The 13395-nt window shown below is 49.4% G+C and carries 15 protein-coding genes; 3 read left to right on the top strand and 12 right to left on the bottom strand.

What is annotated here, in order from left to right; all coding sequences use genetic code 11:
- The 8 genes from LLG46_13195 to LLG46_13160 form a co-directional block, all read right to left on the bottom strand.
- Positions 1–936, bottom strand: coding sequence for a hypothetical protein (locus tag LLG46_13195; GenBank protein ID MCE5324253.1), 936 nt, complete (start codon positions 934–936; stop codon positions 1–3).
- A 12-nt stretch (positions 937–948) separates the two neighbouring features.
- A complete protein-coding gene (gene fliF, locus LLG46_13190) occupies positions 949–2568 on the bottom strand; it encodes a flagellar M-ring protein FliF (GenBank protein ID MCE5324252.1) in 1620 nt (539 codons plus the stop codon).
- A 101-nt stretch (positions 2569–2669) separates the two neighbouring features.
- Positions 2670–3050 carry a flagellar hook-basal body complex protein FliE gene (gene fliE / locus LLG46_13185; protein ID MCE5324251.1) on the bottom strand — a complete coding sequence of 127 codons (381 nt, stop codon included), beginning with the start codon at positions 3048–3050 and terminating at the stop codon, positions 2670–2672.
- A 10-nt stretch (positions 3051–3060) separates the two neighbouring features.
- Positions 3061–3480, bottom strand: coding sequence for a flagellar basal body rod protein FlgC (gene flgC / locus LLG46_13180; protein ID MCE5324250.1), 420 nt, complete (start codon positions 3478–3480; stop codon positions 3061–3063).
- A gap of 3 nt (positions 3481–3483) precedes the next feature.
- Positions 3484–3831: a flagellar basal body rod protein FlgB gene (gene flgB, locus LLG46_13175; protein MCE5324249.1), complete on the bottom strand. Its 348-nt coding sequence runs from the start codon at positions 3829–3831 to the stop codon at positions 3484–3486.
- A gap of 194 nt (positions 3832–4025) precedes the next feature.
- Entirely contained in the window at positions 4026–4520 is a 495-nt protein-coding gene (gene mreD / locus LLG46_13170; GenBank protein MCE5324248.1) for a rod shape-determining protein MreD, read from the bottom strand.
- Complete coding sequence (gene mreC, locus LLG46_13165) at positions 4517–5350, bottom strand: rod shape-determining protein MreC (protein MCE5324247.1); 834 nt, start codon at positions 5348–5350, stop codon at positions 4517–4519. The genes mreD and mreC overlap by 4 nt, the downstream gene beginning before the upstream one ends.
- Entirely contained in the window at positions 5351–6415 is a 1065-nt protein-coding gene (locus LLG46_13160) for a rod shape-determining protein (protein MCE5324246.1), read from the bottom strand. It abuts the gene before it with no gap.
- 285 nt (positions 6416–6700) lie between these two features.
- Between LLG46_13160 and LLG46_13155 the strand changes: the two genes are divergently transcribed.
- Together LLG46_13155 and LLG46_13150 are read left to right on the top strand one after the other, a co-directional pair.
- Positions 6701–7255 (top strand): RNA polymerase sigma factor, encoded by a 555-nt coding sequence (locus tag LLG46_13155; GenBank protein ID MCE5324245.1) that lies wholly within the window; start codon positions 6701–6703, stop codon positions 7253–7255.
- Entirely contained in the window at positions 7255–8082 is an 828-nt protein-coding gene (locus LLG46_13150) for a hypothetical protein (GenBank protein MCE5324244.1), read from the top strand. The genes LLG46_13155 and LLG46_13150 overlap by 1 nt, the downstream gene beginning before the upstream one ends.
- 96 nt (positions 8083–8178) lie before the next feature.
- Here LLG46_13150 and LLG46_13145 read toward each other — a convergent pair whose 3' ends face one another.
- Entirely contained in the window at positions 8179–8697 is a 519-nt protein-coding gene (locus tag LLG46_13145) for a chemotaxis protein CheW (GenBank protein MCE5324243.1), read from the bottom strand.
- Between the two features lie 16 nt (positions 8698–8713).
- The gene (locus LLG46_13140) at positions 8714–10654 is read right to left on the bottom strand and encodes a methyl-accepting chemotaxis protein (protein ID MCE5324242.1); all 1941 of its coding nucleotides are present in this window, start codon (positions 10652–10654) and stop codon (positions 8714–8716) included.
- A gap of 226 nt (positions 10655–10880) precedes the next feature.
- Between LLG46_13140 and LLG46_13135 the strand changes: the two genes are divergently transcribed.
- The gene (locus LLG46_13135; protein ID MCE5324241.1) at positions 10881–11618 is read left to right on the top strand and encodes an SDR family oxidoreductase; all 738 of its coding nucleotides are present in this window, start codon (positions 10881–10883) and stop codon (positions 11616–11618) included.
- Between the two features lie 170 nt (positions 11619–11788).
- Here LLG46_13135 and LLG46_13130 read toward each other — a convergent pair whose 3' ends face one another.
- Positions 11789–12337 (bottom strand): thioredoxin domain-containing protein, encoded by a 549-nt coding sequence (locus LLG46_13130; protein MCE5324240.1) that lies wholly within the window; start codon positions 12335–12337, stop codon positions 11789–11791.
- Between the two features lie 96 nt (positions 12338–12433).
- Entirely contained in the window at positions 12434–13009 is a 576-nt protein-coding gene (locus LLG46_13125; GenBank protein MCE5324239.1) for a flavodoxin family protein, read from the bottom strand.
- Positions 13010–13395: the final 386 nt, after the last annotated feature.

The raw sequence follows: 13395 nt of genomic DNA, 5'->3' as shown, positions 1-13395 counted from the left end.
CTAGTCAACAGGAACCTCCAGAGATGAAGCCGGCATGTATGAACCGGATTCATTCTTTATCCGCCGCATTACGCTGACAAAGCGCTCCTGCGCAAACTCGATCTCTTTCAAGCGTGCCTGAAGCGGAGAAAGAAGTTCACGGTGTATTGTCAAGGTCAGTTCCTCCGGCGCATTTCTTACAATCACCGATTTCAAATCATCACTCGCAACCCTAAGAGCAAGAAACAAATCTTCCCTGTCTATCTCCAATAAGAATTTGCGTATCTCCGGGTCAGTAAAATTGACGAGTTCTTCTGGCGATGTGATATCGTCATCATCCTCAAACAATACCTGCGGTTCAGACCTGGATAGTACGCCCACAATCGACTCTTTCACGCGCTCTTTTGCATTGCCTAAAATACCAATCAAAGTCTCGCGTTTTGCACTTTGCGAACGATTCGGAAAACCGGCAAATCGCTGTCGTATGACCTTATCGACTGCCTCAACAACCTCACGGGATGGTGTCCTCATATCTATTAACCGGCTGGTTGTCTGGTTTCTCAGATTATCGCCAAGATGCGATAGCACGGATGCCGCAGCCTGAGGAGCCAGATGCGCCAACACAAGCGCCACATTTTGTGGCCTTTCTGATCCCAACAATTCAGCAACATCACCGGGGTCGAGTTTCTCCAGCCATTTCAACGGCTCATCTGAGCCTTGAGCGTAATCGCTATTTCCAGTCGGGTTTTCACCCTTTATGTAGCAACCGACTTCGTCCAGGACTGCCTGCCGGACAACATCATCAACATGCCTAAGTCCGGCTATATGCGCACCAAGCAATTCTCGCTCGGATGGGTCCAGATGCTCGAACACCTTAGCCGATTTTGATGCTCCAAGCGACATCAACAACACGGAAGCTTTATCTATGCCAGTTATATTTTGCGTTTGTAGCGCCATTATATTCTCCGTTTAGCCCTCTGCCATCCAGTTTCTGACTAGTCTGGCCAAGTCCTCCGGGCTTGATTGCGTTATCTCCGGCGGCAAAGTATTTTTCTGCGGCTGAGCCGTACTGAATCCAGTTGTCGGCTGCTCTAGCGGTGGAGTCTGTGCAAAAGCTTGATTGCCCGCCGATTCAAGTAAGTCTGCTGGATTTGGCATGGGACTGCTGACATCAACACCATTCTCTTGCTCAGGTTCGACCGGCACCTCCTCCGCAGGTACAGTAACCTTTATCTGCTTGATTATTATTTTCAAGAACACCAGGAATACTATCAAGAGCAGAGCCGCACCCGCATTCTTAACAATTGTCTGAACCAGCTCGGCTCGTGATTCTTTGGCCATCTCTACCTCGACCGCTTTTGATGAAGCTGTGTCGAAACCGACTCTTTGAACTGTTACCTGGTCTCCACGCTTTGAATCGATGCCGGAAGCAGCTATTACTGCTTCCCTGATAGCCTCCAACTTGACAGGCTCCACCTTATCGTCAACAAGCACTGCAACGGAAAGCCGCTGCAGCTTCCCGGGTGCATTCACTGTTTCTTGAATCCGCTTTGTTACCTGATATTGGGAAGTTGACTGTGTGCGCTGATAGCTGTCCTTAGCTGAGCCTGGAGAATTTGCTATGGGCACACCGCCCGGAGGTAAAGCACCACCCGCATATATCTCACTGGACTTATCCTCAGACAAAAGCACACCCTTTGCCTCACCATTTGCTCCCTGCACAGGACTTGTAGGCTGGTACTCCTCGGACTTTGTCTGAGTCTGGTCAAAACTCATGTCTGCGCTCACCCTGACAACCGCTTTGTCCGCACCTACTATCTTCGCCAGCATGCTCTGCAAGTTTTGAGACAATTCCGATTCATACTGGCGTTTCATTTTTGTCTGGCTGGCCGTCATAAGACTGCTGCCTCCTGCACCGTCGCCCTCGGACAGCACATTGCCATCCGTATCGAGAACCGTGACATTCGTCGGAGTCAACCCCTCGACAGCGGACGAAACCAGATGCACGACTCCCCCAACCTGCTCATCACTCAGCGGCATTCCTCTGCGTAGTTTGAGCACTACAGAAGCCTTGGCCGGTTCCTGTTCAGACGAGTATATTTTTTGCTCAGGCATGCTCAGCAGCACTTTGGCATCGATAACCGGCGCGAGATGACACAAAGTACGCGTAAGTGTTCCCGTCACGGCTCTCTGATAAGTCACCTTCTCGGTAAACTCGGTCATGCCGAAATTCGACTTATCAAAAAGCTCAAAGCCGACGTTGCCGCCTTGAGGAAGCCCCTGGGTCGCCAGTTGGAGACGCAAGTCGTAGACCTTATTCTCAGGCACTTCGATTGTCGTGCCGTCAGCAGACAGCTTGTATGTCACCTTTTGCTCACCCAACTTCTGAACTATTGCGCCCGCGTCTTCTTGGGCAAGACCGGAAAAGAGCACCGACATTCTGGGCTTGGTGGCGGCAATGCCGACAAACAGCATAAGGGCAGCCGCAAGCACTCCAAAAGCTGTTACAACAACACGCTGTGTTGCAGTCAGTTCGTTCCAAAGTTTGATTAAAGCCGCGATAGGTCCGGATTTTGTGATTTGATCCATAAAACCACCAACTGATTTAGTATTTGCAATTTGGTATTGATTATTTGTCGGTTGAACCCCAACTACAAAATACTCAATACAAAATACTCAATATCAAATTGCTAGACTTGCATTCTCATAATCTCTTGGTATGCATCTATAATCTTGTTTCTCACCTGCACTGTAAACTCAAAGGCCAACTTAGCTTTTTGCATCGCAATCATCGCTTCGTGCACGTTTTCGATGTCACCAGACGCCAACTTGACAGCCATATCATCCGCCTGACTCTGAAGACTGTTGACTTCTTTGATGCCTTTCTTGACAAGTTCTGACACTGAGACGTCGTTCTTGTCCTGAGTATCGTCGAGTTCACTGATACTGACATTTAGTGCCTTATCAAAACTGTCATTACCGAAACCACCCACTGACGAATTTGCCTTTGAGGAAGTTACATTGGCAATTGAACTGATTGAGCCTGGAAGACTGACAGGTGAGATTCTCATTTATATTACCTTAGGCCTTTCCTATATCTATAGCCGATGATGTCATCTGCTTTGCTGCATTGAGAGCCGTCACGTTAGCCTCATATGCCCGTGTGGCGGATATCATATCAACCATCTCTTCCACTACATTTACATTCGGCATGCGCACATAACCGTTGGCATCAGCATCTGGATGGCCCGGGTCATATACTGTACGATAGTCGGTTGGGCTTTCCTGAATGCTGTCGACTTTCACACCCGCAGGAACCGTCCGGTTGCCCACAGCATCATCATAAACAGCCTTGAATGTGACCGTCTGCCTGCGATATGGTCCACCATCCTCTGTCCGTGTTGAGTCTGCATTGGCGATATTGTTTGCAATGGCATCCATGCGCACGCGCTGGGCAAATATGCCCGATGCACTTATATCGAATGCGGAATTATGTCCCATATCTTACTTGCCCTCCTTAATTGCGGTACGAAGAAGCGCAATCTTTGCTTCAAGTAATGTGGTTGCGGCTTTGTAAGTGCCTTGAGTTTTTGCAAGATCGGCAATTTCTGCATCAATGTTGACATTATTACCGTCAGGTTTTGCGGGACTCACAACATCTGTGCGGCGGACCGGTTCAAGTTCACGCAGGCTCTGTCTCTTGTCATGACCACCTTTTAGATCCATGATCCTCTTTAATGCGGTCTCAAAATCCACATAGCTGCGCTTATAGCCTGGTGTCTCGACATTTGCGATGTTATTCGCTATTGACTTCTGCCGAGATGCCGATGCATCAAGTGACTTTGAAAGCACAGTCGACGCAATATCTGAAAAGAACTCTGATGCCAATGGAGTCCCCCCTTTCTTACTGGCGCATCTGATAGCAATTTATGTGCCAGCAAATTAGGGAGGCTGTGAGTTATGAGTTGTGGGTTGGAAGTCGATGACGTAGTTATTGGAGATGAGAGTAATCGAATCCGGTATCGGAATTCAGAATTTGATTTCCCCTAGAGTCTTGCGTTGGCAAGCCTAATTTTGCGGCGAGTATCAAGGTGTCTGAGGAATACATACAGCAAAAATGCAAAAATTGCATTTAGGATGCACTCGCCAAGCAGTGTACGAATGGTGTTGGGAAAGCTGGGCTTTGGGTTTGCTAAAAGAAACATACCCTCACACACGAGTGTGAGCCAGACTGCAGAAAGCATGGGCACTATTGGGTTTTCACTGAAAAGCCGCGTGTGAACAATGCCAGCTAGGAAACCTGTGATTGTGCGAGTGACAATAAAACTCCCAAGGCTTAAGCCAACAACTGACCCCTGAATAAGCCCTGCGATGAAACCGAGCACCGCCCCAAAATCAGGATCGGCAGATAGAGCATAGATAATAAGCACTATTAGGACGAGATCGGGTTTAGCACCAAATACGGTCATCCATCCAGGCAAATTGCCCTGTATGGCAGACGCAATTATGAGCATTATAATTGCCCAGAAATATCTCTTCATGGTGTAGATATCTGTCCAGGTTTAACTACGAAAACTTGTTCTATTTCATCAAAGCGCACACTTGGCTTTATAAGTGCAGAGGTTGTACCCGCCGTAGAGTTTCTAACTACCTTGACCACTCGTCCAACAACAAGTCCTTTTGGGACCACACCACCCATGCCCGATGAAATCACCACATCCTTGACCTTTACATCAGCATCTTTTGGCAGATACGCTAAGACAAGGTAATCCGTGCCCTGTCCATAAAGCATACCAGTTGTTCTTGAACGTTGAATCATTGCACCGATTGCACTATTTGAATCTGTAAGGGCAACAATTTGTGAGGTAAACGGATTGGCTTCGGATATTTGCCCGATTATACCAAGGTGATTGACTACCGCCGACCCTTGACGTATACCCGAGTGCGTGCCCACATTTATTGTAGCGGTGTCAAACCAGTTACTTTCATTGCGTGAAACCACATCCGCTGCAACCATTGCGAGCTTAGAAAACTCTCTAAGCCCCAATGCTGCTTTCAGCCTTGTGTTTTCCTCAGCCGTCTCATGCAGAGCAGCGTTCTCCAAGGTCAGGCGCCTTACTCTCTCACGTAGTTGTTTGTTCTCCTTGAGAATTACAGATCGAGGTCTGACACTTAGAATCGATACTCTTCCGAGACACAATAAAACATGGGCTGCCATATTAGCAGGAGCAAGCGTTGATCTAACAGCATCCTGCATGTACAGCGTATTGCCCGTCGCAAGTCCATGGTTATGCATCATTCCTATGCCAATGCCCAGAACCGTTAAGACTACAAGATTGATAACCGTCTTGTTGCGAAGATAATTGAACATTTAGTTTATGGACTGAACCTGTCTCGTGGAACCAAGCAGCACTTTCTTTAGTGCAGTGTTGCTTTCGGATTCCTCCAGCGCTTTTGCCGTACCCAACACCACACAGCTTAAGGGATCCGGCGCGATATGCACAGGCATACCCGTTTCAACATTTATCAACTCATCCAGACCACGAAGCAATGCGCCGCCGCCCGCAAGCACAATTCCTCTCTCCATCACATCCGCAGCCAATTCTGGAGGTGTTGATTCCAGGGTCAACTTCACAGCCTCGACAATCTCCATTACGGGATCATGGATTGCTTCACGAATTTCCTGGCTCGATATGACAGCGCTTCTCGGAAGACCCGAGATAAGGTCTCTACCACGCACTTCCATCGTCAGTTCTTCTTCCAGAGCATATGCAGATCCGATATCCAGCTTTACTTCTTCGGCAGTGCGATCTCCAATAAGAAGGTTAAATACACGGCGAACATACGCCACAATGGCTTCATCGATTTCATCACCAGCAACTCTGATCGAACGGCTGGTAACAATTCCTCCTAGTGAGATAACAGCAACCTCACTCGTTCCCCCACCGATATCGACGATCATACTGCCGGTGGGCTCGCTCACAGGTAGTCCAGCTCCAATCGCTGCAGCAAAAGGCTCTTCAAGCGTGTATGCCTCCGAAGCGCCTGCTTTCATCGCAGCTTCCTTAACGGCTCGCCATTCAACTTCGGTGACACCGGAAGGTATGCCGACAACTACCCGAGGACCAAATATGCCGTTGTGCCTGTTCACCTTTCTTATAAAGCCCCTGAGCATGGCCTCAGTCTGATCAAAATCGGCGATCACTCCATCCTTTAAGGGGCGAATGGCAACAATACTGCCTGGGGTGCGTCCAAGCATCCTCTTAGCTTCTTCACCGACTGCAAGTACCTTTTTGGACTGGCTGTCAAGCGCGATAACGCTCGGCTCACGCAACAGAATCCCTCGCCCGCGAACATGCACAAGCGTATTAGCTGTACCCAAATCAATACCTATTGCTCTTGAAAACCTGCTGAATACTCTGGAGAAGATTGCCATTTATCTTCGGTCGCCTTCCGTTTTTTGGACTCGGTTAATTACATGTCCCTAGTCACCTATAATACCACAAAAGCCCGGTCTGTTTCGAGTCAGAAGCACAACATTTTGCAATTACCTAATCTTCCAGGGCAAAATGTTGTGAAACGGACATGATATTTCAGCAAATTGTTGTTTGAGAGTTGTGAATGCACGATGGACTGGGTGTGCTCAGAGGCTTCGACAAATGTTTCTGGTGCATCAATTTTTTCCCTACCTAGCACGTCTTCTTATGTGGAGGAACGTAGAATGGACCAACTGGCTGACGCCGATCTGGTGCGGCGGAGTGCCGGTGGTGATTCCGCTGTATTCATAGAGTTGATAAACGCTTATAAAGGCTCTCTTGCTGCCTTGATCCGACGTCTGGTTTCGGATGCTGACGAGGCCGAAGACCTGCTGCAGGAGACTCTGCTGCAGAGCTGGCTAAAAATCGGCAGTATGAACAATCCAGAGAAAGTGCAGGCGTGGCTTCTGCAGATAGCAAGAAATCTCTGCCGTGACTATCACAGATCGGCCCAGCGGAGGATAAACCCTACCAAACAAGAAGAGCTTGAATATTACGTGAACAGATATGGCCGAACGGCAGTGCCTGCAGAAGCAGCTCTGGACTTGTTGGAAGCCATGGACAACTTGCCACTGGCGGAGCAGAAAATCGTCGAACTGTTCTATTTGCATGGTTTCACAATCAAAGAGATCTGCCGGCAGATTCAGGCACCTGTCGGCACAGTTAAGTACCAGCTTCACTCAGCACGACATCATCTGCGATCATTTCTCGATGAAGCTGAAGAAAATGGAGGACTGTAATGGAAGATATGAAGGTAAGAACCCAAACACCATTCCCGCTGCAGCAGCCGCATATCGAAATAGCTCCCACCAATACATCGCCCTTTGAGGTGGATTTCAAGGAAATGCACTGGTGGTTCGCCATTCCCGAGGTAGGCGATCACGTCTTGTGGGCACAATATGAACCTGATTTGCGGATGCACGATTACACCGAGATGAAGGCACTTCGTCCGGCCAAAGTGCACGGAATTGATTGCGTGGAAGTAGCAGCGATGGTTTACGATTACGGAGAAGATCCAGTGAGGGTGTTTCCATGGATGTTCTTTGCACGTCTGACAGAGGACCGAGTCCAGTACCTCGCGACTCTATCGCTATTTAGAAAAGACATTCGAGAGCTTAGGACAATGCTTGACGAGGGATTTGACAAAGACTGGGGTGACGGTCCCCGGCAAATTCGACAGACCGGACGGCTTACGCAGCAGCAGGACAGATCTTACACTTTGAGTGCCGAAGCGGATGCCGGTGAGATTATCGAGCCTGCGGGGATATTCCAAGTTATGATTGGCGAGAGGTCTTTCGACTGTCTCCGCGTGATTGGTATCACGATTCCTCTCAGTGAGGACAATACACTTGTGGAAGCCTACCTGAATCGTGAAGGACGAACGATACTGTTCAGGCGATACAATGGGATAAGATGGAACCTGGGCTACAATACTGGCCATCCGAAGGAGATGACGTGGGATCAGCGTTTCCCGGATCACATGCGCATCGTCATCAATGGAGTCACATTTGTTCACTGGTATGATTGCTTGAGCAACCTCGCCTGTGGGATCGATGTCGTTATGTAAGACGGATCGATAAGAGCAAAATATGAGCTTGAATGATGGTTTTGGCCGGAGCTGTTTGCTCCGGCCATTTGTTTTTGTAGATTTACGTCAAAAGATCTAGGCTGCTTTGGCTTCCTGTTCCTTGCGAGAACGCTTTTCGACTTTGGATAGTGTGTCCAGGTCCTTCTCTGTCAGCACTTTCTCCAGGTCGATCAGGATTACCAAACGGTTTTCCTGCTTGCCTACTCCCCGCACATATGCAGAATCGACGTTTACAACTACCGGCGATGGCGGCTCGATCATATCGGCAGATAGCCGAAGTGTCTCTGCAACAGCATCGACTACCATGCCAATCATTTGATCGGCTGCCTCGACCACCACAATCCTCGAAGATTTTGTGGCGTCACCCACTGGTAGACCAAATCGCTTGCGTAGATCGATCACCGGCACAATGCTGCCGCGCAGATTAATCACACCCTCCACAAACTCAGGGGTACGCGGTATTCGCGTGATCTCCTGCATGCGGATGATTGTATTGACCGCACCAATATCCACACCGTAGAACTCATGGGCCAGATCGAAAACTACTAATTGTTCCCACTGATCCGTTGTGACATCATGTGTTTCATTGGTCATTGCAGCACCCTCCATCTTAAGCCGCCTTCTTTCGACGCTCGGAAGTCACGGCTCTTGAAACATCCTGCAGCGTGCCTCTCACAGGAGCATCATCGACTTTGAACTGCGCAACCAATCCCTGCAGCTCTTCAGCCATTTGTGCCAACTCTTCGGCTGATGCAGTAAGCTCCTCGACTGAAGCCATCTGCTCCTCGGTCGTCGCAGATACTTCCTCAGCAGCAGCAGCGTTTTCTTCGCTGACGGCCGCAACTTGCTCTATCTGTCTTGCAACATCGTCACTGCTGGCTGACATCTGCTCGGCAGCAGCAGTAGTCTCCTCCGTCACGGACGAAACGTTCTCGATTGCCCTTACAACCTCTGTGCTGGAACTCGCCATCTGTTGGGTCGCCGCAGAAACCTGTTCTATCTGTCTTACAATTCCTACAACGGCTTCCTGTATGCCACTCAAGGCTTCACCCGCCTGATTTGCAAGCTGAGTGCCCTCGGCTACTTCCTGGCTGCTCTGGTTCATGGCAACAACGGCTTGCTCGGTCATTTGCTGGATGTTTGAAATAAGCTCGGCTATCTCGCCGGTCGCTTTTGAACTTCTCTCAGCCAGTTTGCGGACCTCATCGGCAACAACAGCAAATCCCTTGCCATGCTCACCGGCTCTGGCTGCCTCTATTGCTGCGTTGAGAGCGAGAAGGTTTGTTTGCTCGGCAATGTCGTCGATTGTCTCGACAATCGCGCCTATCTGCTGAGAATTCTCGCCTAGCCGCTTCACCATATCACCGACCTTATCGGTCGCCTCTTTTATTCTGTCCATTCCGCCGACTGTGTCGGCTACATGCCTGCCACCCGTGTTTGCGACTTCGGTCACCTGCTGGCCACTGGCCGCTGCCTCCTGGCTGAGTGAAGACACATGATCGATTGCAGTTGATATCTGCTGGACTAATGCGACAGTTTGATCCACAGTGTTGGCCTGGGTCTGAGCGCCGGTGGCTACTTCCTGCACCGCCCGGCCCAACTGCTCCATGGAAGTGGCACTTGATTGGGCATTCTTCGACTGTTCCTGCGAGCCCGTTGCGACCTGAGTAATCGTCTCAGTGATCTGCTGGGTCGCCTTGTTTATCTCCTCTGACGTGGCCGACAGGCTCTGAGAGGAAACCGTTACCTTCTCAGATGAGTTTGTAACCTGAATTATAGTATCCTTGAGGGACTCGACCATCCGCCTGAACGCCTGCGAGAGTTTACCTACTTCGTCCTCGCCGCATAATGCCACGTTTACAGTCAAATCACCTTCAGCTACTTGCTCGGCATCCTTTACCAGACCTGTCACCGGCTTAACAATCGCCTTTGTGACCGTGAACGCAATAAAGACACCAAAAATTACTGCGAGGAACGACAGAGTACACACAATCTTGATTGCATTTGTGCCGGCCTTGTTTGCCTGCCCCGCCGCATTGTCCATCAGTTTTTGGATCAAACTAAGCATTTCATCACAGGCAGTGATAGTCTCGTTTCCCGCATTTGCTAGAGGTCCCTGAGCAAGTTCAGAAACCTTTGCGTGATTACCAGCTCTGTATGCAGGAAGGCACTGGTCCTTCAAAACGCGATCATACGCAGCTTCGCCTTCCTTAGCCTTACGTATCAGTTCCTTGCCTTCGGCCGATGTTATCATGCCCTCAAGCTTCTGGGCATTACTCTTGAATGTGGCCGATTCCTTCTCATATGTCCCCATAATTGCCTGGTTACCATAAAGCAGATAACCACGCGCAGCCATGACATGCTTGCTCATTGACCATGCCATCTCGTAGGCCAACTTCAGCTCGTCCACGCGAAGTCCGGTTGCTTCGGACGTTTTCGCGTTCATTGTGCGGATACTGGTGAAAGATGCAATTGCCACGATAACCGTCAGCAGCAACACAACCGCAAATCCACCGCCGATCTTAGTTCCGATCTTCATTTTTGACAACATAAGCGATTCTCCCCTTTATCCTTCGCTTTTCTCGTTGGAAACACACAGGCTTCCACAATGCATATCACCTAGACAAATTAATTATTGGGTCGTCAAAGACCAAACCTCAGATAGTGGAACTTAAACTGTCGTCAATTTTTGACAAATGAATTTGAGCAAGTCGCCCATTGAAAGCAGGTGGTCATTGCGATAACATGTCCATATGATGGAAACGCGTGGAGGAAAGATGAGTATCTTGAATGGTCAAACAGCATTTATTACGGGAGCCGGACGCGGAATCGGCAGAGCCATTGTCGAAGCCTTTGCTGCAGAGGGGGCTGTAATCGCAGCTGCTGCACGTACCGAAAAAGAAATTAACACAATATGCAAACAGATCAATGACAACGGCGGAAAGGCACTGCCGATTGTTATGGACCTGAAGTCGGAAAAATCGATAAAAAGCGCAATTCAAAAGGCACACTCTGAACTTGGACACATAGACGTGCTGGTCAACAACGCAGGCGTGATGGCCTTGAACAAAATATGCGATACATCCACACAGACGTGGGATGACATAATGAATACCAATGTCCGGGGCGTCTTCATCACCTGCCGCGAAGTAATCCCGCAGATGATGGAACGTCAGTCAGGCAGAATAATCAATATAGGCTCTATGGCAGGCAGACGAGGTTATCCTGAACAGGGCGCATATTGCACATCAAAACACGCGCTCGTCGGGCTGAGCAAGGTCCTCGCCATCGAAACTCAAAAATATGGAATTCGTGTCCATGTGATAAGCCCGGGCGGAGTGCTGACAGGTATGTCGACCAATCTGAGAGCTGACCGCGGCGAATCCGAGGATTCACCGAACTGGATGACAGCCGAAGAAGTGGCGCGCGCGGCCGTATACCTCTGTACGCAGGATGGGGCGGCATTCACGGATGAACTGGTGCTCAGAAGGTTTGCATCGGAGCCGTGGAGATAAAGCAGACTTCTCGCGTTCGCTCGGAATGATTGTAATAAACGCTTGTTGTTTTGTGAACGGCTGGCACAATTAGATTAGATATTGTGGGAATTTGTGTTTCGGTCGCGATCGGATATCGCGACCGAACATAGCACGTAGCCTATTACCTATTTCCTGTTTCCTGTCCCTGACTAGTCTTCGATCTCGTCCGCTATTGCCTCTATTGCCTCAAGCATGGCATCCTCTGTGAGAGCACCGGCATACTTTTTGCCGTTCATAAAAAAGGCTGGAGTGTCGGTGACGCCACTGTCCATGCCGCCCGCGATGTCGTCCTTAATGCGCTGCACATATAAATGATCGGCAAGGTCCGACTCGAAGCGGTCCACATCCAAACCAATCTCCTCGGCATGATCCATCAATGAACCCTCATCGAGCTGGGTGTGGCGTATAAGGTAATCATGCATTTCCCAAAAAAGACCCTGCGCTCCGGCAGACTCGACGGCCTCAGCAGCGATCTGCGCATATTCATGCTTGTCTGTCATTGGAAAATGCCTGAAGACGAACCTCATCCAATCACCGGATAATTGCTGAATCTTTTTGACAACTTTATAAGCCGCGCGTGTTTTGGGGCATTGATAATCGCCGTATTCGACCAGCGTCACCACGGCAGAAGCCGGACCCTGAACATGCTCGTGCTCCATCACCGGCTTTGCTAAACGCGAAAGCGCACCATAATCCATCTCGATCCTCCGCAGTGTACGGCTGCCGCCGCATTTAATGCACCTGACCGAGTATAGGTGTACCCAGGATTGGACAATATTTAAGCCGTATGAGTACTAGCTAAGCAACTTATTAGCCAGCCAGGACAAGTTTTCCGCGAAGCGGTCTATGGTGCTTAAACCCTCTTCGTCATCTTCGACCTCACCCGGAGCTCGACCAATGGCAATATTCCAATAGGAAGAACCAGGCACGATCATATCGTTTATCGTGAACCAGTACATCAATTGAGCATATGTGAAATTCTGCCCCGCACGGCGCGCAACCGCTATAGGTCCTCCTATTTTTCGTGAGAAATAATTGCCGTTTGACCTGGAAACATAACCAGCGCGATCGAGCAGAGCCATTGTCTGAGGCGTGGCTGAGCCGAAATAGACCGGCGAGCCGACTATAATAATATCAGCCTCCTTCATTGCGCCAAAGATTTCATGAAAATCATCATCCTTGATCGAACAGGTGCCGTCTTTGCGCTGGCCGCACATTCCACAAGCAATGCATGGCTTGATCGTCTTGCCCCGAAGTGGTATCAATTCAATATCGATTCCATCTCTCTCAAGCCGTGCAAGGCAGCGTGACAATAGTATCTGGGTGTTGCCGTCCTTTCGGGGACTGCCGCATATTGCGATTGCTTTCATCTTTTCACTCCGTATGCTTTATCCTTATATTCAGTATTATATTAACAGTATAAATGCTCCTCTTTGACTCGCATTTGAACGCCCGGACGCAAAATAATAACTCTTTGGACATCTTTTTCAGCCGTCAGGTTTTGAACTCGCAGGTGCGGGGTAACTACAGTTTCGAGAGTAAAATCCCTTTCTCTCCTTTCTTTCCGACGCGGCCCCGTATGCCAGAGCGGGGCCGCGCTGGTTAGATGTACATAGTAAACGCCCCGGCATCCTGAGGATAGACATGCCGGAGCGCCTCAATGTGTTGTGGCATATACCGCCCTTTGGAGTGAGCTGCCCGCAATAAACGGGCTTTGAACTGCAAAACGCCTGAGCAGGGCGCTTTGCATAAAACC

Source organism: bacterium, assembly GCA_021371935.1.
Lineage (GTDB): Bacteria > Armatimonadota > UBA5829 > UBA5829 > UBA5829 > UBA5829.
Note: the sequence above shows the minus strand (reverse complement) of the source record. Positions and strands in the feature narration are given on the sequence as shown.